The sequence below is a fragment of the Hypericibacter terrae genome (genome assembly GCF_008728855.1).
GTDB classification, from domain to species: Bacteria; Pseudomonadota; Alphaproteobacteria; order Dongiales; family Dongiaceae; genus Hypericibacter; species Hypericibacter terrae.
The window spans coordinates 5834726-5854208 of the sequence record NZ_CP042906.1 but is presented as its reverse complement, the minus strand read 5'-3'; the positions used below and the strand labels follow the sequence as shown (position 1 = coordinate 5854208).

At 67.2% G+C, this 19483-nt stretch carries 21 protein-coding genes; 3 read left to right on the top strand and 18 right to left on the bottom strand.

What is annotated here, in order from left to right:
- Positions 1 to 164: 164 nt before the first annotated feature.
- The 12 genes from FRZ44_RS26735 to tsaB form a co-directional block, all read right to left on the bottom strand.
- The gene (locus tag FRZ44_RS26735; RefSeq protein ID WP_151180052.1) at positions 165 to 632 is read right to left on the bottom strand and encodes a helix-turn-helix domain-containing protein; all 468 of its coding nucleotides are present in this window, start codon (positions 630 to 632) and stop codon (positions 165 to 167) included.
- A 167-nt stretch (positions 633 to 799) separates the two neighbouring features.
- Positions 800 to 2383 (bottom strand): apolipoprotein N-acyltransferase, encoded by a 1584-nt coding sequence (gene lnt, locus FRZ44_RS26730; protein WP_225308465.1) that lies wholly within the window; start codon positions 2381 to 2383, stop codon positions 800 to 802.
- Positions 2384 to 2417: 34 nt separating this feature from the next.
- On the bottom strand, positions 2418 to 3344 hold the full coding sequence (locus tag FRZ44_RS26725) for a hemolysin family protein (protein ID WP_151180051.1): 927 nt from the start codon (positions 3342 to 3344) through the stop codon (positions 2418 to 2420).
- Positions 3345 to 3359: 15 nt separating this feature from the next.
- Positions 3360 to 3965: an rRNA maturation RNase YbeY gene (ybeY, locus tag FRZ44_RS26720; RefSeq protein ID WP_151180050.1), complete on the bottom strand. Its 606-nt coding sequence runs from the start codon at positions 3963 to 3965 to the stop codon at positions 3360 to 3362.
- A gap of 5 nt (positions 3966 to 3970) precedes the next feature.
- Entirely contained in the window at positions 3971 to 5020 is a 1050-nt protein-coding gene (locus tag FRZ44_RS26715; RefSeq protein WP_151180049.1) for a PhoH family protein, read from the bottom strand.
- Entirely contained in the window at positions 5017 to 6420 is a 1404-nt protein-coding gene (gene miaB / locus FRZ44_RS26710) for a tRNA (N6-isopentenyl adenosine(37)-C2)-methylthiotransferase MiaB (RefSeq protein ID WP_151180048.1), read from the bottom strand. Before miaB ends, FRZ44_RS26715 begins: the two co-directional genes overlap by 4 nt.
- A 116-nt stretch (positions 6421 to 6536) precedes the next feature.
- Positions 6537 to 7472, bottom strand: a complete 936-nt coding sequence (locus FRZ44_RS26705; RefSeq protein ID WP_151180047.1) for a lysophospholipid acyltransferase family protein — start codon at positions 7470 to 7472, stop codon at positions 6537 to 6539.
- The gene (locus FRZ44_RS26700) at positions 7472 to 8365 is read right to left on the bottom strand and encodes a GNAT family N-acetyltransferase (protein ID WP_151180046.1); all 894 of its coding nucleotides are present in this window, start codon (positions 8363 to 8365) and stop codon (positions 7472 to 7474) included. Before FRZ44_RS26700 ends, FRZ44_RS26705 begins: the two co-directional genes overlap by 1 nt.
- Positions 8362 to 8790 carry a Fur family transcriptional regulator gene (locus FRZ44_RS26695; RefSeq protein WP_151180045.1) on the bottom strand — a complete coding sequence of 143 codons (429 nt, stop codon included), beginning with the start codon at positions 8788 to 8790 and terminating at the stop codon, positions 8362 to 8364. The genes FRZ44_RS26700 and FRZ44_RS26695 overlap by 4 nt, the downstream gene beginning before the upstream one ends.
- 135 nt (positions 8791 to 8925) lie before the next feature.
- Entirely contained in the window at positions 8926 to 9336 is a 411-nt protein-coding gene (locus FRZ44_RS26690) for a MucR family transcriptional regulator (protein ID WP_151180044.1), read from the bottom strand.
- 189 nt (positions 9337 to 9525) lie between these two features.
- Positions 9526 to 10026 carry a GNAT family N-acetyltransferase gene (locus FRZ44_RS26685; RefSeq protein WP_151180043.1) on the bottom strand — a complete coding sequence of 167 codons (501 nt, stop codon included), beginning with the start codon at positions 10024 to 10026 and terminating at the stop codon, positions 9526 to 9528.
- Positions 10023 to 10829, bottom strand: coding sequence for a tRNA (adenosine(37)-N6)-threonylcarbamoyltransferase complex dimerization subunit type 1 TsaB (gene tsaB, locus FRZ44_RS26680; RefSeq protein ID WP_225308464.1), 807 nt, complete (start codon positions 10827 to 10829; stop codon positions 10023 to 10025). The genes FRZ44_RS26685 and tsaB overlap by 4 nt, the downstream gene beginning before the upstream one ends.
- 86 nt (positions 10830 to 10915) lie before the next feature.
- Between tsaB and ddpX the strand changes: the two genes are divergently transcribed.
- Complete coding sequence (gene ddpX, locus FRZ44_RS26675; protein ID WP_151180042.1) at positions 10916 to 11503, top strand: D-alanyl-D-alanine dipeptidase; 588 nt, start codon at positions 10916 to 10918, stop codon at positions 11501 to 11503.
- Between the two features lie 307 nt (positions 11504 to 11810).
- On the opposite strand, the gene FRZ44_RS26670 is transcribed toward ddpX, so the two are convergent.
- Entirely contained in the window at positions 11811 to 12368 is a 558-nt protein-coding gene (locus FRZ44_RS26670) for a NifU family protein (protein WP_151180041.1), read from the bottom strand.
- 216 nt (positions 12369 to 12584) lie between these two features.
- Here FRZ44_RS26670 and FRZ44_RS26665 point away from each other — a divergent pair, with 216 nt between their 5' ends.
- Positions 12585 to 13901, top strand: a complete 1317-nt coding sequence (locus FRZ44_RS26665) for an adenylate/guanylate cyclase domain-containing protein (protein ID WP_151180040.1) — start codon at positions 12585 to 12587, stop codon at positions 13899 to 13901.
- Positions 13898 to 15055: an adenylate/guanylate cyclase domain-containing protein gene (locus FRZ44_RS26660; protein ID WP_151180039.1), complete on the top strand. Its 1158-nt coding sequence runs from the start codon at positions 13898 to 13900 to the stop codon at positions 15053 to 15055. The genes FRZ44_RS26665 and FRZ44_RS26660 overlap by 4 nt, the downstream gene beginning before the upstream one ends.
- Positions 15056 to 15068: 13 nt before the next feature.
- Here FRZ44_RS26660 and FRZ44_RS26655 read toward each other — a convergent pair whose 3' ends face one another.
- The 5 genes from FRZ44_RS26655 to FRZ44_RS26635 form a co-directional block, all read right to left on the bottom strand.
- Positions 15069 to 15746, bottom strand: coding sequence for an HAD-IA family hydrolase (locus FRZ44_RS26655; RefSeq protein ID WP_151180038.1), 678 nt, complete (start codon positions 15744 to 15746; stop codon positions 15069 to 15071).
- Between the two features lie 83 nt (positions 15747 to 15829).
- Entirely contained in the window at positions 15830 to 16363 is a 534-nt protein-coding gene (locus FRZ44_RS26650; RefSeq protein WP_151180037.1) for a universal stress protein, read from the bottom strand.
- A 16-nt stretch (positions 16364 to 16379) separates the two neighbouring features.
- The gene (locus FRZ44_RS26645) at positions 16380 to 17141 is read right to left on the bottom strand and encodes a TIGR02186 family protein (RefSeq protein ID WP_151180036.1); all 762 of its coding nucleotides are present in this window, start codon (positions 17139 to 17141) and stop codon (positions 16380 to 16382) included.
- Positions 17138 to 18061: a sulfite exporter TauE/SafE family protein gene (locus FRZ44_RS26640; RefSeq protein WP_151180035.1), complete on the bottom strand. Its 924-nt coding sequence runs from the start codon at positions 18059 to 18061 to the stop codon at positions 17138 to 17140. Before FRZ44_RS26640 ends, FRZ44_RS26645 begins: the two co-directional genes overlap by 4 nt.
- A gap of 321 nt (positions 18062 to 18382) precedes the next feature.
- Positions 18383 to 19387 carry a DUF2333 family protein gene (locus tag FRZ44_RS26635; protein WP_151180034.1) on the bottom strand — a complete coding sequence of 335 codons (1005 nt, stop codon included), beginning with the start codon at positions 19385 to 19387 and terminating at the stop codon, positions 18383 to 18385.
- Between the last annotated feature and the right edge of the window lie 96 nt (positions 19388 to 19483).

Sequence of the window (19483 nt, the reverse complement as noted above, 5' to 3'; positions counted from 1 at the left end):
ATCCGAATCCGCGCAAAACGGCCCCCGGATGCCGAAGCCTCGGCGCGACCGCCAGCCGCGGCGACCCCATCGCGCCCACGAAAGTCAGCCGCGACCATTTGTCCCCGCCCCCGGCATGGGGCGAGGCGAGGTCGCGGACTGAAGCGGTCAGGCGGGAGAGCGGATCAGGAAGCCCGGCGCTTGCGGACCGTTCGGCCCAGGGCCTTGGTCAGCTCGAACACGCGCTTGCGCACCGCCGGATCGGCAATGCGGTAGTAAGCGCGGACCAGCTCCAGGGTTTCGCGTTTCGCCAGCGGATCGGGCTCGAAGGGCTCGGGCTTCGGCTCCGCCAGGCCACGCAGACGCGACGGCGATTTCGACGCCGTGCCGGCCGACATGTCCTCGAAGAAATAGCTGACCGGCACGTCGAGTACGCGGGCCAGATCGAACAACCGGCTCGAGCCGACGCGGTTCGCGCCGCGTTCGTATTTCTGGACCTGCTGGAAGGTCAGACCGATCGCTTCACCGAGCTTTTCCTGACTCATGCCGAGCAGCGTACGGCGTTGCCGAATACGCGCGCCGACATGAACGTCGATGGGATTGGGGAAGCCTTGACTAGCCATCCTTCCGGAGGATTTCCGGCCGCGGGGCATACGAGTTCATCCTTTCAAGGTTCGACCGTCCGTCACCTAGGACCTCGGTCCACACTCTCTAGTAGGTCATACGCCCTTATGCAGTCAACACGCGAAGCGCTCAATGCCCCGCTGCGATCGGGAGCGGCAACCGCATAAAGGTAAGACCTGCCACAATGACGGAGCGGTCAGGTTTTACGCTTATGACAAACTAGTGCGAGGAGAGCGGCGATCAACCCCAAAGCGAGGACATTCCAGTCGCCCCCGCGCGCATAAGCTGTAGGAGTTAATGGCTGTGGCAGGATGCCGTCGAGGACTCCGGCTTCGCCGAGGCCCAGTTCCTTGATGACGCGGCCGTAAGAATCGACAATGCCGGAGATGCCGGTATTGGCCGCGCGCACCAGCGGCAGTCCTTCCTCGACGGCGCGCAGGCGCGCGCTCGCGAAATGCTGGTAGGGCCCGCTGGTGATTCCGAACCAGCCGTCATTGGTGAGGTTGACGATCCAATCAGGTCTGTCGGCCTCATTCACAATGGCGTGGGGGAAAATCACCTCATAGCAGATCACCGGCCCGACGGCCGGGATCCCAGGCAAATGAATCGTTGTGGGACCGGCACCGGCCGTGAAGTCCATGCCACCGGGCGTCACCTTGGAAATAAAGGGAAACAACCGGCGCAGCGGCACATACTCGCCGAGCGGTACGAGATGGAACTTGTCGAATGTCGCGCGAATCGTGGCGTGCTCGTCGAGCACCACGAGGCTGTTCCAGACTTGATCGAGCGGACCAGTTTGAGGTTCGCCGCGCGGCGAGCCGGTGAAGAGATAACCCCCGGGTGGTACGACGCCAGCTAATGCTGTGCGTAACTCGGGCTCCCGATCGATCAGGAACGGCACCGCCGCTTCGGGCCACAGCACGAGGCGCGCCGCCTCGCCGCCGGGTGTCCCCCGCGTCATCTCAACTTGTCGTAGTACATTCCGGTAGGCAGCATCGCTGTCGTTTTTTAGCGTCTGCGGGATGTCCGCCTGGACGATTCGCAGATGCAGCCCATCGCTCGCCGGCGGCGGCGCCAGCGACAGCCGGATCGCGCCGCCGATCCAGATCGCCGCCAACAAGGTAAGTCCCGATGCCACGGCTAGGACCACAGTCCGGGGGTTTTTCGCGGGACGCGCGAGTAGCGCCGGCAGGCCCAGCCCAACAATTGTCACAAGGGAGAGGCCCCAGATTCCGGCCAGCGCGGCGAACTGGTTCATGCCGTCGGAGAAGGCCCAGACATAGCCGGCGAGGTTCCATGGAAACCCTGAGAACAGCCAGCTCCGCACCCATTCGAAGAAGAGCCAGGCGACGGCCAGCGCCAGGACGCCGGCCACGCCCTTCAGCTTCAGCCAGCGCACCGCGGCGGCCGAGGCGCCGACGAAGAACGCCATCAGGGCGGACAGGCCGCCGAGGATGAAGGGAATCATCCAGCCGAACTTCACCGGATCGACCAGAAACGCGCTCGCGACCCAATAGAGGCCGGCGAGGAAATAGCCGAACGCGACCCACCATCCGGTTGCGAAGGCCGCACGGCTCGACGGCGCGCGCTCGATTCCCCAGACGATGGCCCAGAGCCCGAGACAGAAGGCGGGCACGATATGCACCGGCGGCAGGGCAAGCGCCCCCAGGGCGCCCAGGACGGTCAGGAGCAGATAACGGCGCCACCCCGTCAGGGCCGCCAGTCGCGCGTCGAGACGGCCCAGCATCGGCCAGGGCGGCGCGTCCTTGTCGTCGGTCATGGAGGGGATTCGTCCGACCGCCCGAGCGGCCGCCTTATTCTTTGCCATCCGTGGAGGGCTTGGGCAGATTGTGGATCTTGAGCCGCTTGATGCGGCGCGGATCGGCATCCAGCACTTCGAAGGCGATTCCGCTGGCCGGATGGGTGATGAGCTCGCCACGGCTGGGCACGCGGCCCGCGAGCGCGAAGACGAGCCCCGCCAGCGTGTCCACATCCTCCTCGCGTTCTTCCGCCGAGAGCACGGGCCCGACCATGGCCTCGAATTCCTCGATGGTGGCGCGGGCGTCGGCGATCAGGGTCCCGTCGGGCCGCTGGATCAGCTTCGGCCCTTCGGCGACATCGTGCTCGTCCTCGATCTCGCCGACGATCTCCTCCACGACGTCTTCGATCGTCACCAGCCCGTCGATGCCGCCGAACTCGTCGACCACCAGCGCCATATGGATGCGCTTGAGGCGCATCTCCAGGAGCAGATCGAGCGCCCGCATCGAGGGCGCGGTGAAGAGAACCTCGCGCTTGATCTGCATCAGGTCGTATTTGCGCTCGCCGGCGATGCAGGCCAGCACGTCGCGGATATGCACCATGCCGACCGCATCGTCGAGCGTCTCGCGGAAGATCGGCAGGCGCGAATGGCCCTCGCGCACCATCACCTTGACCAGATCCTCGAGACTGATATCGGCCGGCGCCGCGATCACGTCGGCGCGCGGCACCATGATGTCGACGCAGGTGAGATCGCGCAGCTTGAGGATGTTGAGCAGCAGGCTGCTCTCGTCGCCATGCGCGGGCTCGGCCTCGGTGTCGCCCTCGCTCTCCTCGATCAGCTCCTCGATCGCGTCGCGCAGGTCGGTCTCGGTCTTGCGGTGGCGGCGGCGCCAGCGCAGCCAATTGCGGATGACGCGGAACCCCGAGGATTCGTCGGTCTCGGTCGCGTCGCGGCCGGAGGCGCTGGTGGCGGGATCGCTCATGCGGGCACCACCGTCTCAGCGGCGCCGGGCCGCGGCCGGCCGCACCCGATAGGGATCGGGGATGCCGAGGCCGGCGAGCACCCTGCGTTCGAGCGCCTCCATCCGCCGCGCCTCGGCGGCATGTTCGTGGTCGTAGCCCAAGAGATGGAGGACCCCATGCACGATCAAATGACTCAGGTGATGCGCTGCCGGTTTGCCTTCGGCGACCGCTTCCGCGAGCAGCGTTTCGCGCGCGACCGCCACGTCACCGAGAAAGCGTCCGCCCTGTGCGGGCGTCCCGGGCGACGCAACATAGGGAAAAGATAGCACATTCGTGGGCTTGTCGCGCCCCCGGTAATCCCGGTTGAGACGCTGCAGCAGGGCGTCGTCGCCCAGCGCCAGGGCCAGTTCGGCGCGCGGGCCTGGCGGCAGGGCCGCCGCCAGGGCGGCAAGAGCGGCCCGGCGGGCGAGCGCATCGACAGCGGGCGCCACTTTCCGCCAGGCTGGATCCAGTGTCTCGATCGCGATCCGCGCGGCCGTCGGGCGCGGCGAGGGGCGCGGCTTCGCCCTGGCGGATGCGGATTTGGATTTCGCCGACCCGGCGCGCGTCTTGCGCGCCGCCGGTTTGGCCGCTCGCGTCATGGGCTCTACCGACGCGGCGTGTCGCGGCCGGTCCCGTCCGAGGCGCCACCATCGCGGGCGCGCTGCTCGCGCTCGCGTGCCTCATAGGCACGGACCACGCGTCCGACCAGCGGATGGCGGACCACGTCGGCCTCGGTGAAGCGAACCATGCTCACGCCCTCGACACCGTCGAGCGTCTCGACCGCGTCGGCCAGGCCGCAGCGCTGTCCCACCGGCAGATCGATCTGCGATAGATCGCCCGTGACCGCCATGCGGCTGCCCTCGCCCAGGCGGGTGAGGAACATCTTCATCTGCACCGGCGTGGTGTTCTGCGCCTCGTCGAGGATGACAAAGCTGTTGGAGAGGGTCCGTCCGCGCATGAAGGCCAGCGGCGCCACTTCGATCTCGCCGTTGGAAAGCCGGCGCATGACCTGTTCGGTCGGCATCATGTCGTAGAGCGCGTCATAGAGCGGGCGCAGATAGGGATCGACCTTCTCGCGCAGATCGCCGGGCAGGAAGCCCAGCCGCTCGCCGGCCTCGACCGCGGGCCGCGACAGCACGATGCGGTCGATCGAGCCCTTGGTCAGCATCGCCACCGCGACCGCGACCGCCAGATAGGTCTTGCCGGTGCCGGCCGGCCCGAGGCCGAAGACGAGATCGCGATCGCGCAGCGCCTTGAGATATTCGGCCTGCATCGGCGAACGCGGCGTGATGTGACGGCGCTGCGTGCGCACCGCCGTGCCGTCCGGTCCCATGCGCTCGAACAGGCTGGGCTCGCCCGCCTGTTCTTCCGCGCGCACCAGCCGCACCGCCGCATCCACTTCCGCCATGTCGACGGGCAGCCCGCGCTTCAGCCGCTGATAGAGCGCGATCAGGGTGGTGCGGGCATGGGCCACCGCATCGGTGGGCCCGGAGATGGCAAGACGATTGCCGCGCGAGACCAGCGACACGCCCAGACCCTGCTCGACGCGGACCAGATGCTGGTCATGCTCGCCGAACAGGGAAGGCAGCAGCCGGTTGTCGTCGAACTCGAGATGGATCGGTGGATTGACCGTGGCTTGGGGCAAGGATTTCACGCCGAGAGCCGTTCGCGCGCGCCGGCATGCCCGGAGGCGAGGCGGCCGGCGAGCGAATTGGGGAAGAGAGCCAGGATGTCGACCGGCTGGATCTGGCCGATCAACGCCGCAGGCGCCTCGAGATGCACGGACTGCAGATAGGGACTGCGGCCGATCAGCTGGCCTTCGTGGCGACCGAGCTTTTCCAGCAGCACCGGCAGGCGCCGGCCGATCATGGTGGCGTTGAAGGCCTGCTGCTGCTCGCGCAAGAGCGCCTGCAGGCGATCGAGCCGCTGGTCGCGGACCGCTTCGGGAACCTGGTCGGGCAGCGTGGCGGCCGGCGTGCCGGGGCGCGCGCTGTATTTGAAGGAATAGGCCATCGCGAATTCGACCTCGCGGATCAGCGCCAGGGTCGCCTCGAAATCGGCGTCGCTCTCGCCCGGAAAACCGACGATGAAATCGGAGGAGAGGGCGAGATCGGGGCGCGCCCTGCGCAGGCGCTCGACGATCCGCAGGAAATCCGCCGTCCGATGCTGGCGGTTCATGGCGGCCAGGATGCGGTCGGAACCCGACTGCACCGGCAAATGCAGGAAGGGCATGAGCTGAGGCAGATCGCGATGCGCCTCGACCAGCTCGTCATCCATGTCGTGCGGATGGGAGGTGGTGTAGCGGATGCGCTCCAGCCTCTCGATCTCCGCCAGATGGCGCGCCAGCCGGCCAAGGCCCCATTCACCGGCGGCGCCGGCCTTGCCGACGAAGCGCAGCGGCGCGCGGCCGTGATAGGCGTTGACGTTCTGGCCGAGGAGCGTGATCTCGCGCACGCCATTGGCGACCAACCGACGCGCCTCGGCCGCGACCTCCTCGACCGTACGCGACATCTCGGCGCCGCGCGTATAAGGCACCACGCAGAAGGTGCAGAACTTGTCGCAGCCTTCCTGCACGGTCAGGAAGGCGGTGACGCCGCCGGCCGCATGGGTCTCGGGCAGATGGTCGAATTTCGATTCGACCGGGAACTCGGTATCGACGATGCCGCGGTGCAAGGGATCGGCGGCGCGCTTGGCGCGCGCGATCATTTCCGGCAGGCGGTGATAGGTCTGCGGACCCAGCACGATATCGACATAGGGCGCGCGCCGGACGATCTCGCCGCCTTCGGCCTGCGCGACGCAACCGGCGACCGCGATGATCATCTCCTGCCCGGCCGCTTCGCGATGGCGCTTGGCCGGCCGCAGGCGGCCCAGTTCCGAGAACACCTTCTCGGAGGCCTTTTCGCGGATATGGCAGGTGTTGAGGATGACCATGTCGGCGGTCTCGACCTGGCCGGTCGGTTCGTAGCCGAGAGGCGCCAGCACGTCCGCCATGCGGGCGGAATCGTACTCATTCATCTGGCAGCCATAGGTCTTGATGTAGAGCTTCTTCGCCAATGTTCACGTCACGGGCGGAAAGGAGGCCGCAGGCGTCAGGACCGGTCCGGCCCCGCTCCGGCGCCGCTCGATCCGCTTCGCGTCACCCTCGCTGATTCCCATTTGGCGCCACTCTATCATGAGGGAACGCCGGATGGTAACTGCCGGGCGACCGGCGCCGGCATCGCGCCGAGGGGCGCCGGCGCGCTGGCCGGCAGGGCCTGGGGACGTCCGGAGAGGGCCGCCGCCACGCCGCTCGCCACCTCGCGGAAGCAATGGTCGGTCAGCGCCTTGCGCGACCCGAAGGATTCGATCGTGACGGTCGGATGAAATTCGACCACCACTTCGATGTCACCGAGCCCGAGGAACCGCCCCAGATGCGGCGCCAGCTCCATGTCGCCATACCAGGCCACCAGCGGACGCAGGCCGATCCCGAGCGGCACGCCGTTGAGACGGGTATAGGCGACCGAGACCGGCTGCAGCGTCAGCGGCGTCTGGCCGGGCCCGACCCGGCGCTCGGCCACCGACAGGAGCGCCGAGCGGAACGGCTTCACCGTGGTGCCGTCGTCCGAGGTGCCTTCGGGGAACAGGATCAGATTCTCGCCATCGTCGATCCGCTTTTGCATCTCGTCGCGCTGCAGATGGGTGTTCTGGCGCTGGCGATCGACGAAGACGGAGCGCTGCAGCTTGGCCAGCGTACCGAAGAACGGCCAGCCGGCGATCTCGGCCTTGGCGACGAAGGAGGCGGGCACCAGCGAGCCCAGCACCATGATGTCGAGATAGGAGCTGTGGTTGGCGATGAACAAGGTCGGATGCGCGCGCGACCGGTGGCCGCGGATCGTGACATGCATGCCCATGATGCGGCAGCAGATGCGGTGATAGAAGATGGGCAGGCGCTGCGCCAGCGACCAGCCGATCGCGATCGCAAAGGCCTGGACCGGTATCAGGACCAGCGTGCAGAGGATGTAGGGGATCGCGCGGAAGATCGCGCGATAGGTCGAGCCCAGCACCAGTTCCGGCGGCGGGTCTTCGGGCGGCAGCAGCTTCAGGCGCGGCGGACGCGGCAGAGCCATCAAGCGGGTCCAGCCGGCGGGCGCGAGGCGGCATCCTCGCGCGTGTAATGCTTGAAATATTTGTCGGTGACCCAGTCCGTCTTCACGATGACGCAGACATCGGTGGTGTTGAACTGGGTATCGACCACGGCGCCGTCGCCCACGAAACCGCCGAGCCGCAGGTAACCCTTGATCAGTGGCGGCAGGGCGAGGAGCGCCGCCTTCAGATCGATCGCTTCGCGCGGCATCAGCCGCATGTCGACATAGCGCGACGGCAGGGCGTGCGGCCGCAACTGCTCCGGCGCCAGGTGATTGTAATAGAGATAGGAGAGCGGCAGCGCATGGGCCGCCGGGTCGATGCCGGGCAGCGAGGCGCAGCCGAACATGAGCGCCACGTCGTGATACATCACATAGTCGGCGATGCCGCGCCACAGCAGCTGCATCGCGGCGCGCGAGCGATGCTCGGCGTCGATGCAGGAACGGCCCAGCTCCAGCACTTCGCCCGGATGCGCGACCAGGGGCGCGATGTCGTACTCGTCGACCGAGTAGAACCGGCCGCGCTCGGCGGCGCGCGAACGGCGCAGCAGGCGATAGGTGCCGACCACGCCGGCCGCCCCTTCCCCGACGCGCCGGTCGATCACCAGGAGGTGATCGCAGAAGGGATCGAAGCTGTCGAAATCGCGGCCCGCCGCCGCCATTTCCGGCGTCGGCTCGGCCGACATCTCCTGATAGAACACGCGATAGCGCAGGCGCTGCGCCGCCTCGATCTCGGACTCGGTCTCGGCCAGCCGGAGCTCGAGATCGCCGGCCCGGATATCGACCGGCTTGCCGGTCTTGGTCGAGCCCGAGGTCGCAGGTTTCGCGCGGCTTGGCAGCACCCGATCGGCCGTCGGCGGTACCGGCCTTCCGCTCATTCCTTGCGCTCTTTTCCGCCGACCAGCGGCACGCCATAGAGCTCGAGCCGGTGCCCGATCAGGCGATAGCCCAGCTTTTCCGCGACCGCATGCTGGAGCTTCTCGATCTCTTCATTGTTGAATTCGATGACGCGGCCGGACTGCACATCGATCAGATGATCGTGGTGATGCTCCGGCACTTCCTCGTAGCGGGCGCGCCCGTCGCGGAAATCATGCCGGTCGAGAATGCTGGCCTCTTCGAACAGCTTCACCGTTCGATAGACGGTCGAGATCGAAATGCGAGGGTCGATCGCGGTCGCCCGGCGATAGACCTGTTCCACATCGGGGTGGTCCTGGGCATCCGAGAGGACGCGCGCGATGACCCGGCGCTGATCGGTCATCTTCAGGCCGCGGTCGTTGCACAGTTTTTCGATTCGAGAAATCATCGTTTCTCAGCCTACCTCGGGAGCCCGGCTGGCGAAAGTATAGTGGCAAGCCCGGCGTCCGCCTATCGTGGGGAAACGCCGCCGGCCGCCAGTAAGTGTATAAAATGTAAGGGCTTTGAGACGAAATCCCGCGCCTCAGCGCCGGCGCCGCGCCTTGGTGCCGAGACCGATCTGCTTGGCCAGCTTGCTGCGCTGCTTGGCATAGTTGGGGGCGACCATCGGATAGTCGGGCGGCAGGCCCCAGCGATCTCGATATTCCTGCGGCGTCATGTTGTAGGCGGTCCGCAGATGCCGCTTCAGCATCTTCAGCTTCTTCCCGTCCTCCAGACAGACGATGTAGTCCGGGAACACCGATTTCTTCACCGGCACCGCGGGTTCCGGCCGCTCGCTCGGGATCTCCGCCTCGCCCACCGTGGAGAGCGCGCGATAGATGTCCCGAATGAGGTTGGGCAGTTCTGCGACCGGCACGGAATTATTGGACAGATGCGCCGAGACGATATCGGCGACGAGCGGCAGCAGATCCTGGGGTTTCGCGGTGTCGGCCATGGTTGGATCGGTCCGGGGGGTTGTTTCAAGGCCGCGCAAGCATAGGGCCGGACCTTCTTCGGTCAAGATTAAAACGCCAATATTCGCCAAGTCTCGGGGAGTCTCCGCAGGCATTACTGTCGGCTCTACTGGGCTGAGATCCTCGATACTGACGGAGGGGTCGAGTTCTTGTGTCGGCCAGTTCTTGTGTCAGATCGACGCAAAGGGCAAGGCCGCCAGGGGCAGAGACAGGATCAGCGCCGCCACGCGCAGGCCGGCACCCCGCGCGTAATAGTCGGGGCGGCGCCCGACCCTGACGAAGCCGGCATGCGCATAGAGCGCCTGGGCCGCCAGATTGTCCTCGGCCACCTCGAGGAAGAGCCGCTCGGCCCCTTCCGCGGCGGCCCGGCTGGCGGTCTCGTCGAGCAGCAGCCGCGCGAGGCCCCGCCGGCGCGCGTCGGGAACGACGCCCAAGGTCAGAATCTCGGCCTCGCCCGCGGCCTCGCGAGCGATGACCAGTCCCGCCGGCGCATCGTCGACGAAGCCCACCAGCCCGAACGCACCCGGCATCGCCAGCAGCGCGGCGATGGAATTGCGGTCCCAGGGCTGATCCCAGGCCTGGGCGAAGGCCTCGGCATGGAGCAGGGCCAGCGCATCGAGATCGAAGGCGACGGTCGGCCGGACCGAAAGATTGGGCGCGCCGGTCGTCATGACGGGGGCGGGCCGGCCGGAAGGCCGCCCGGCAGTTTGACGTCGGGGGCCCGCAGGTAGAAAGGATCGGGCATCAAAAGGGGGCCTTCGGGCGCGCCGCCGCCGCCGCAGGCCACAAGCCGCGCCACCAGCCCGGCAAACAGGGCCGCCTCGATCAGGCCCGAGCCCGGCGCCGTGGCGATATCGCGATCGTGCGGCAGCGACGGCGCCAACAGCGCCACGCCATCGCCCGCGAGCAGCAGCGGTCCCGGCGGCAGCCCGGCGATCGCCTCCGAAACCGTCATCAGCCTTGCCGGTGCCAGCGCACGCAATGCCGGATCGAATCGCTGCAGGAAGACGTCGTCGCGCTTGGTGTCGATCGCCACCAGGATCTCGCGGCGCTCGCGCAGGGCCGCCGGCAACGAGGCAGCAACGGCAAGAAAGGCGGTGATGCCGACGACCGGTCGCGCCAGGGCCAGGCCCAGCCCGCGAGCCGCGGCGAGGCCGATGCGCAAGCCCGTGAAGCTGCCGGGACCGATCGTCACCGCGATGGCATCGAGGGCCGCCATGTCGAGCGAAGCGGCCTTCATGACATCGGCCACCATCGGCAACAGCCTTTCGCCATGGCCGCGCGTCATCTCCGCCAGCCGGTGGGCGGCCAGCGCGCCGTCGCGCCAGACCGCGGCCGAGCAGGCATTGCCGGTGCTGTCGAGCGCCAGCAGCGTCGGATTGGCGATCGGCGCCAGCGTCAGCGCATGCGGCATGCCGGCCGGCCCGTCGGAGCCGGAGGTCCCGGCCATGGCTGCGGTCACAGGCTCACTCATGCGGATTCCCGGAGACTCCATTTCCTGATAGCTATGGCGCCGGCGCCATCTTGCGACAATTGGCGCGATAAGCCGAGAGAGAGCCTATGGATCTGGTCGAAATCAAGCCGCCGCAGTGGGATGTCGAGATCGAGCTGGCCTATGCCACGCCCAACAACATCACCGGCAAGCCGATCTATGCCTATCCGCGCTGCTATCTGCATCGCGATGCGGCCGACGCGCTGGCGCGCGCGATCGAGCTGGCGCGGGCGCTGGGATACCGCTTCAAGATCTTCGACGCCTTTCGCCCGAGCGAAGCGCAATGGGCCTTGTGGAAGAAGGATCCCAATCCGGAGTTCCTGGCCGATCCCCGCCGGGGCTCGCCTCATTCGCGCGGCGTCGCCGTCGACCTGACCCTGCTCGATGCCGCGGGCCGCGAGCTCGAGATGGGCACCGGCTTCGACGAGTTCCGCCCGATCGCGCATCATGCGCGCACCGACGTCCCGGTCGAGGCGCAGCGCAACCGCGCGATCCTGCTGGGCATCATGACGGCCGCCCACTGGGACTTCTATCGCAATGAATGGTGGCACTATCAGCTGTTCAATTCGCGAAACTATCCGGTCTACAGCGATTCCGCGCTGCCGCCGGGCCGCGAGCTGATGGCCCGGCCGCTGGACCCGATCCCGGTGGAGTGAGGGGGCGGCGGCGCTTCAGGAAGCACGCTGCCGTCATTGCCTACCTTCAGGATTGGCGTCGCCGTTGCCATTGCTGAATTGTCATCCCCGTGAAAGCGGGGACCCAGCTCTCAACCGACACCGCTGGATCGGCATGGGCCCCCGCTTTCGCGGGGGTGACAAGAGAGAGCAGGGGGTGACGAAAGAGTGAGCGGCCAGAGAGCGAAGGCTCCGGCCGATGCCCGCAACCATCCAAAAAACAAAAGCGCGCCGGGGTGAACCGGCGCGCTGATCGCTGATGGGCCCTTGTCGAATGGCGAGCCGCCCTTTACGGCACCGCTTCGACCGCGACCACCTCGGGCACGTAATGCTTCAGCATGTTCTCGATGCCCATCTTGAGCGTGGCGGTCGAGCTCGGGCAGCCGGCGCAGGAGCCCTGCATATGCAGATAGACGACGCCTTCCTCGAAGCCGCGGAAGATGATGTCGCCGCCATCCTGGGCCACGGCGGGGCGCACGCGCGTGTCGAGCAGATCCTTGATCTGGGACACGATCTCTTCGTCCTCGACCGCGACCTCGGCTTCGGCCGGCGCGGCGATCCCTTCCGCCATGACCGGCTTGCCGGCGACGAAATGCTCCATGATGACGCCGAGGATGGCGGGCTTCATCAGGCTCCATTCCTGGTCCTCGGCCTTGGTGACCGTGACAAAATCGGAACCGAAGAAGAGGCCGGTGACGCCCTCGATCTGGAACAGCCGCTGTGCCAGGGGCGAGCGGTCGGCCGTGTCGCGGGTCGGGAAATTGGCGGTGCCATCGCCCATCACGTCGCGGCCCGGCAGGAATTTGAGGGTGGCCGGATTGGGGGTCTGCTCGGTCTGAATGAACATGGGCTGGGCGCCTCCTCGGGCGCGAGGTGAATAACCTAGCTGTCTGCTCCGATAAATGGTCGATTGCGGCGCCGGGTTCAACCACATTCTGGTCGTGGTTTCACCGGCTTAACCTCAAATCCCCTGATGGATTACGGATTTAGGGGCGATGCGAGGTCGCCCGCGCCCATTGTCGCGCCTGCCGTCGCCACCCACATCCGCTAAGCCGGCCCTTTCATGGTGGATTTCTTGACCGACGCGAACTCCCGGGTCTATGCCGAAGCTTCCATGCCCCAGACCTTGACCGACCAGCCCTTGACCGAAGAGCCCCAGACCTCCGTCGCGGCGCCCGCCCCTTGCGCCGACCCGGTCGCGCATTGGCTTCTGATCGACGGGCGCGAGCAGAAGTCGAGCGAGGGGCTGATCGAAGGATTTTGCCGTCGCCTGGTCGAGAGCGGCTTCCCGCTGTTCCGCTTCTTCGTCAGCGTGCGCACCCTGCATCCGCAGGTGGCCGCCCAGGGCTTCCATTGGTGGCGCAACCGCGAGCAGATCAAGATCGTGCCGCGCGAGCACGGCATCTATGAGGAGCCGGCCTATCTCGACAGCCCGATCCGCCTGCTCCATGAGCGTCGCGTCAACGAGGTGCGCCGGCGGATCGAGGATCCCGCGACGCCGATCGACTTCCCGATCCTCAAGGATCTGAAGGCCGAGGGGGTCACCGACTATCTGGCGCTCCCGGTCCTCTTCACCAGCGGGACCATCAACACGCTGGCGATCGCGAGCGACCGCGCCGGCGGCTTCACCGCGCAGGAGATCGCCTACTTCAAGGGGTTGATCCCGATCTTCACCATCGCCCTCGAGGTGCGCGAGACCAAACGCATCGCCTCGACTTTGCTCGACACCTATCTCGGCCACGATGCCGGCCAGCGCGTGCTGCAGGGCCAGATCCGGCGCGGCGCCGGCGTCACCATGGCCGCCGCCATCTTCTATTGCGACCTGCGCGGCTTCACGGCGTTGAGCGAAAGCATGGCGCCCGACCAGGTGATCGAGCTGCTCAACGACTATTTCGGCTGCATGGCGGCCCCCGTGCAGGCGCTGGGCGGCGAGGTGCTGAAATTCATCGGCGACGCCATGCTGGCGATCTTCCCGATCGCCGACGATCTCGATCGCGACCGGGCCTGCCGCACCGCGCTCAAGGCCGCACGCCAGGCGCTGACGGCGCTCGACGAGCTCAACTTAGGCCGGCGCGAGGCGGGCGAAGCCACGCTCGAGGTCGGACTGGCGCTTCATACGGGCACGGTCATGTATGGCAATATCGGTGCCCCCGACCGGCTCGATTTCACCGTCATCGGCCATGCCGTCAACCTGACGACGCGCCTGGAGCGGCTTTGCCGTCAGCTCGGGCGGCGCCTGGTGGCCTCCGAGCGCTTCGCTTCGCCCTGCGGCATCGAGATGGTGCCGCTCGGGCATTTTGAACTGCCGGGGGTGCATGTCGCCCAGGCGGTGTTCGGCCTGCCCGACGAGGTCAGCCGGCTCAGCCACGACCCCGCATGACCGCAGCCATCGAACGCTGGCTGCTGGAGGAAGGCCGGTACAGCGCCGATCCCGGCGAACTGCTGGACGGCATGGCCCGGCGGCTGGTCGCCGCGGGCGTGCATCTGGCGCGCGTCGGCATCCATCTGCGCGCGCTTCACCCGCAGGTCGCGGGCTTGCGCGTGCTCTGGACGCCGGACCATCCGATCGAAGAGACGCTCTACGGTCACGAGACCGCGATCTCCGATGCCTTCGCGCGCAGCCCGCTCGCGGCCTGCTACAACACCGCGCTCACGATCCGCCGCCGGCTCGAAGGACCCGAGAGCGCGTTCGACTATCCGATCCTGCACGATCTGAAGCGCGAGGGCTTCACCGATTATCTCGTCACGCCGATGAGGTTCGGCCAGGGCGAGATTCACGGCATCTCCTGGGCGAGCCGGTCGCCGGGCGGGTTCAGCGACCAGGATCTGACGGTGATCCAGGATCTGGTGCCGGCACTGAGCGTCACGATCGAGGTGCTGCATCAGCGCCGCACCACCGCGACCCTGCTCGACACCTATCTCGGCCGCGAGGCCGGAAGGCGCGTGCTTACCGGCTCGATCCGCCGTGGCGAGGCGACCACGCTGGCGGCGGCCCTCTGGTATTGCGACCTGCGCGGCTTCACGCAACTGAGCGACCGGCTCGAGCGCGACCAGATCGTCGAGCTGCTGGACGATTATTTCGGCTGCATGGCGGTGCCGGTCGAGGCCATGGGCGGCGAGATTCTCAAATTCGTCGGCGACGCCATGCTGGCGATCTTTCCGATGCGCGACGATCTCGATCGCGACCGGGCCTGCCGCGATGCGCTGACCGCGGCCGAGCGCGCGCTGCTCGATCTCGACGAGCTCAACCAGGTGCGCGGGCGCGCGGCCAAGCCCGAGCTCAAGGTCGGCCTCGGGCTGCATCACGGTCCGGTGATGTATGGCAATATCGGCGCGGCGACGCGCCTCGATTTCACTGTGATCGGGCCCGCGGTCAATCTGGTGACCCGGATCGAATCGCTCTGTCCCGAGCTCGACCGCACGCTCCTGACCTCGCGGCCCTTCGCCTCGCCCTGCGGCTCGCGCCTGAAATCGCTGGGCCAGCATCCGCTCAAGGGCATCGAGGTCCCGCAGGAGATCTTCGGGCTGCCCTGAGCCGCGGGGGACGTCAGCGCGACGTCGCTGCCAGCAAGCTCGTCAATTCATCCATCGACGCCAGGACGCGCGTGGCGCCGGCCTGGCGCAGCCGCTCGCCGTGATCGGCGCGGCAATGCGAGCCGCCGCTGAATCCGATCGCCATCATGCCGGCCGCGCCCGCCGCCTCGATCCCGGCCCGGCTGTCCTCGATGACCCAGCAGGCCTCGGGCCGCACGCCCATCGTCGCGGACGCGAGCAGGAAGAGATCGGGCGCGGGCTTGCCGCGCGCGACCTGCTCGGCGCTGAAGATATGCGGGCTGAAGCGGTCGATCAGTCCGGTCAGGGTCAGCGAATGGCGCAGCCGCACCGGCGCGCTGCTGGAGGCGACGCAGACCCGGGTCGCGATCGCGGCGAGCGCCGTGGCGACCCCGGGCATCGCCGCCAGCTCCGCCGCGAAGGCCGCCTCGAGCCGGGGGCGTGTCGACGGGGCGAAATCCTCGGGCACGCGCCGGCCGGTCCGCCGCTCGATATCCGCGAAGATCGTCGCGGCGCTCAAGCCCACATAATTTTCGGCGATGTCGTCGGCCGCGACGGGGATGCCGGCCTCCGCCAGGCTCTCGGACAGCACCCGGCAGGCGATGACCTCGCTGTCGACGAGGACGCCGTCGCAATCGAAGATGACGAGTTCGGGCCGGCCCGGCCGGGACAATTCCCTGGCGCTCCTCGAGCAAGATTCAAATATCTAGAGACTGATTCACGTCTCAAGTCGAATCGACTTGAGGCGACCAGGCCCTAGGCGATGCTCTGGATATCCTGGTCCGAAAGATTGCCCGGCACGATCGTCAGCGGCACGCGCAGCTTGCCGATGAACTTGCCGCTCAAGGCCGAGACCAGGGGACCGGGCCCCTTCGAGCTGGTCGAGGCGCCCAGCACCAGGATCGAGATCGAGGGCTCCTCGTTGATCAGCTTGATGAGCTCGTCGCGCCGGTCGCCTTCGCGCAAATAGAGCACCGGCATGGCGCCGGACAGGCGATAGACCTCGGCCGCCATCTTCTGCATCAGGGCTTCGGCGGCCTGGCGCGTCTCCTGCGCCATCACCTTGCCGACGCCGAAGAATTGCTGGAAATCGCCGGTCTCGGCGACATGGAGGAGGGCGACGCGGCCGCCGGTCTTCTGCGCGCGCCGGCAGGCATAGAGCAGGGCCACCTTGAGCTCGGGCGATTCGTCCACCACCACCAGGAAGACGCGGCCCTGCGTCCTGGGGGCTTCGGCGGGCGCTGCCTCGGTACTGGGCGGCTTGGCAGGCGGTTCGGCGGATGCAGACATGGGATGCTCCTCCGGGTCAGATCTTGCGGAAGATGAGATAAGCGAACCAGCCGAGCAACAGGGCGGCAAGGATCGCGCAGACGCCATAGGCCAGCGACTGGGTGTGGGCAAACTGGTAAAGCGCCGCACCCACCCCGGTCTTGCTGATGACCAGCGGCGTCGTCTGGGCGCTGACCAGCTTGCCGTCGCGGATCAGCATGACTTCGACCAGATAATTGCCGATCGGCACATTCGAAGGAAAGCGCAGCTCGGTGCGGAACAGCTGGTTGCCGAGGAAGCTCACCCGTCCCAGCGTCGGCGAATAGAGCCCCTGCTCCTCCTTCACCTTGAAGAGCGCCTGGCGGAAGGCCTCGACCTTGGTGGGTTTCGAGTCCGGGCGGATGAGAGCGAGATTGTTCTGGCCGACCTGCTGGCGCTGCAGCAGCTCCGGCGACAGCAGCTCCTCGATCGGCCGGCTGCTCGCGACCGCATAGAAGCTCGGCACCAGGCCGAAGGTGAGCGTGTCGCGGTTGACCCAGATGCCGGCGACGCGCTCCTTGCGCCGCACCGAGACGTCGCTCAAGGGACCCCGCACCGTCACGATGATGTCGCCGGGACCGTCGGTGGCGCCGAACATCAGCACGTCGGTGCCGGCAAAGCCGGTGGTGATCGCGATCAGATGATTGGAGAGATCGGCGATCAGGGGAGCCGCCAACGCGGGCCTGGCCTGCGAGCCGCCGAGCGCGAAGAGCGCCAGCAGCAGGAGCACCGCCGTCCGGATGCGCAATGCGGCGCTCATGACGACGACCCCACCAGCGTGATGGAATAGATGTTCTTGGGCGTCGCCACCAGCTCCCAGGCCAGCACCACGCCGACGATCAGCACGAGCGCCGCCAGCAGCACGCGGATCTGCTCGGCCGGCAGTTTCTGCACCACGCGGCTGCCGATCTGCGCGCCGATCACGCCGCCGACCGTCAGCACCAGCGCCAGCACCACATCGACCGTCTGGTTCTGCACTGATTGCAGCAGGGTCACGTTGGCGGCGACGAAGATGATCTGGAACAGCGAGGTGCCGACAACCACCATGGTCGGCATGCCGAGGATATAGATCATCGCCGGCACCAGGATGAAGGCGCCGCCGACACCCATCAGGGCCGACATGATGCCGACGAAGAAGCCGACCGCCACCGGCAGGATCGCGCTGATATAGAGGCGCGATTTGCGGAAGCGCACTTTGAAGGGCAGGCCGTGCAGCCAGATATGCTGGTGCAGCTTGCGTGCCGCGACGATGTGATGGCGCCGGCGCAGGATGCTGCCGAGGCTCTCGATCATCATCAGCGTCCCGATCAGGCCCAGCAAGATGACGTATAACAGCCCGATCACCAGGTCGATCTGGCCGAGGCGCTTCAACAGGCCGAACAGCAGCACGCCGACGGTCGAGCCGACGAAGCCGCCGATCAGCAGCACGAAGCCCATCTTGAAATCGACATTGTCGCGCCGCCAATGGCCGAGCACGCCCGAGACGGACGATGCAACCACCTGGTTGGCCTGGGTCGCGACCGCGACCGCCGGCGGAACGCCGATCAGGATCAGGAGCGGCGTGAGCAGGAAGCCGCCGCCGACACCGAACATGCCGGAAAGAAAGCCCACGCCGGTGCCGAGCGCCAGCAACATGAAGATGTCGAGGGACATCTCGGCGATCGGCAGGTAAATCTGCATGGCCGGAGCTCGGAACTCACCAAGTCGGAATCGGGCGCGAATCCAGAGCCCTGCCGCCCGGTTCCTGCGAACCCCCGCCGAATCGGGCGAAGCCCTCGATTTCACTGGAGATTACACAGGTGTCGCGGGGCGTGGAAAGCCTCGGCGGGGTTTTTCGCGCGCGATGCCGCACGGAGTCCCGACGAAGCGGGGAAGCTGCCCCCATCCACTAACCGTCATCCCCGCGAAGCCGGGTCCCAACGTCAAGCTTGGAGCGCTGGATCGGGACGGATCCCCGCGGTCGCGGGGATGATGAAGGGAGCGGCAGCGCCGCTCCCTTCATCACTTCTGCAGGATGTTCGAGATCTCGCGCAGCTGGGTGCGGGCGCGCAGCAGGAAGAAGCCCTGCGCGGCCAGGTGGCTCGGCCGCATGAAGGCATCGGGGCGGCCGTTCACCACCACCAGCGGATCGAGCGTCGAGGCGACGCGGAAGGTCTCCACCATCTGTGCCCAGGCGGCCTTGAGATCGCGCTCGGCGATCACCGGCGCGAAATCGGTGCCGAGGTCGCGCAAGAGCAGGCCATAGGCATAGAGCCGGCCCTTGGTCGCGTAGAAGATGTCGTCGGCCTGGAAATCGACCCAGTCGCCCGAATGTTCCTCGACCTGCTTGTCGAGAACGGCGGAGGCCGAGCCCAGATCGGCCGCGATGCGGTCGAGCGTCCCCTGGAGATTGTCGGCCCGCCGCTCGAACACCGCCTGGCCCTGCGAGAGCCGGTTGTTGAAGCTCCGCAGCGTCTTGGCGGCGGCGAGATATTGCTGCTCGGAGGACGCGGTCGGGGCCCAGGAGGTGGAGAAGTCGAAGATCCAGACCGTGGGCGAATAGCTCAACTGGCCGGCGGCCTTCTCCAGGTCCGGGTCGACCTGGCTGGTGCCGCGCACGCGGCCGATCTGGTCGCGCATCTCCGTGGAGAAGCGCGCCAGGGCGGCGATGATCCCCTGCTGATAGTTCGGCATGTTGTCGAGCGCCCAGCCCGGCATGAAGAAGGGGTCGTTCGACGGCCAGCCATAGTCCCCGACCTCGCGGTCGATCAGGGCAGCGGCCAGCGCCACCGCCCGGCTGGCGCCTTCCGGGGTGGCCGGTGCCTGGAAGTCGGGGTCGTCGTCGATCTTGTGCACCAGCAGCATGCCGACCGGGTAGTAGAGCGCCGCGATGACCAGGAGCGCCACGACGCCGCGGAGGCTCCAGCGCAGGATCCGGCGGCGATCGAAGGAGGGCTTCCACCAGCGCCGGCGGGCCTGGGGCTCGTCCAGCAGCGGGTCGTTCAGGAGAGGATCGTTCTCGCTCATCCGGCACTCCGATTGGCTGCGGGGCCCGTATCCTGGAACCCGGTTCAGGCGCTGCGCTCAGACGCTATCAGATGAGGCGCGCGCCGGAAGCAGGCA

Bases quoted from the DNA above. Each gene is read 5' to 3' on its own strand.
- FRZ44_RS26735 (WP_151180052.1), bottom strand. From the start codon at position 632: ATGCCCCGCGGCCGGAAATCCTCCGGAAGGATGGCTAGTCAAGGCTTC.
- FRZ44_RS26640 (WP_151180035.1), bottom strand. From the start codon at position 18,061: ATGCAGATTTACCTGCCGATCGCCGAGATGTCCCTCGACATCTTCATG.
- FRZ44_RS26700 (WP_151180046.1), bottom strand. From the start codon at position 8,365: ATGAGCGGAAGGCCGGTACCGCCGACGGCCGATCGGGTGCTGCCAAGC.
- FRZ44_RS26645 (WP_151180036.1), bottom strand. From the start codon at position 17,141: ATGAGCGCCGCATTGCGCATCCGGACGGCGGTGCTCCTGCTGCTGGCG.
- FRZ44_RS26690 (WP_151180044.1), bottom strand. From the start codon at position 9,336: ATGGCCGACACCGCGAAACCCCAGGATCTGCTGCCGCTCGTCGCCGAT.
- ddpX (WP_151180042.1), top strand. From the start codon at position 10,916: ATGGATCTGGTCGAAATCAAGCCGCCGCAGTGGGATGTCGAGATCGAG.
- FRZ44_RS26670 (WP_151180041.1), bottom strand. From the start codon at position 12,368: ATGTTCATTCAGACCGAGCAGACCCCCAATCCGGCCACCCTCAAATTC.
- FRZ44_RS26635 (WP_151180034.1), bottom strand. From the start codon at position 19,387: ATGAGCGAGAACGATCCTCTCCTGAACGACCCGCTGCTGGACGAGCCC.
- lnt (WP_225308465.1), bottom strand. From the start codon at position 2,383: ATGACCGACGACAAGGACGCGCCGCCCTGGCCGATGCTGGGCCGTCTC.
- FRZ44_RS26695 (WP_151180045.1), bottom strand. From the start codon at position 8,790: ATGATTTCTCGAATCGAAAAACTGTGCAACGACCGCGGCCTGAAGATG.
- FRZ44_RS26705 (WP_151180047.1), bottom strand. From the start codon at position 7,472: ATGGCTCTGCCGCGTCCGCCGCGCCTGAAGCTGCTGCCGCCCGAAGAC.
- FRZ44_RS26725 (WP_151180051.1), bottom strand. From the start codon at position 3,344: ATGAGCGATCCCGCCACCAGCGCCTCCGGCCGCGACGCGACCGAGACC.
- FRZ44_RS26650 (WP_151180037.1), bottom strand. From the start codon at position 16,363: ATGTCTGCATCCGCCGAACCGCCTGCCAAGCCGCCCAGTACCGAGGCA.
- FRZ44_RS26685 (WP_151180043.1), bottom strand. From the start codon at position 10,026: ATGACGACCGGCGCGCCCAATCTTTCGGTCCGGCCGACCGTCGCCTTC.
- FRZ44_RS26665 (WP_151180040.1), top strand. From the start codon at position 12,585: ATGGTGGATTTCTTGACCGACGCGAACTCCCGGGTCTATGCCGAAGCT.
- ybeY (WP_151180050.1), bottom strand. From the start codon at position 3,965: ATGACGCGAGCGGCCAAACCGGCGGCGCGCAAGACGCGCGCCGGGTCG.
- tsaB (WP_225308464.1), bottom strand. From the start codon at position 10,829: ATGAGTGAGCCTGTGACCGCAGCCATGGCCGGGACCTCCGGCTCCGAC.
- FRZ44_RS26660 (WP_151180039.1), top strand. From the start codon at position 13,898: ATGACCGCAGCCATCGAACGCTGGCTGCTGGAGGAAGGCCGGTACAGC.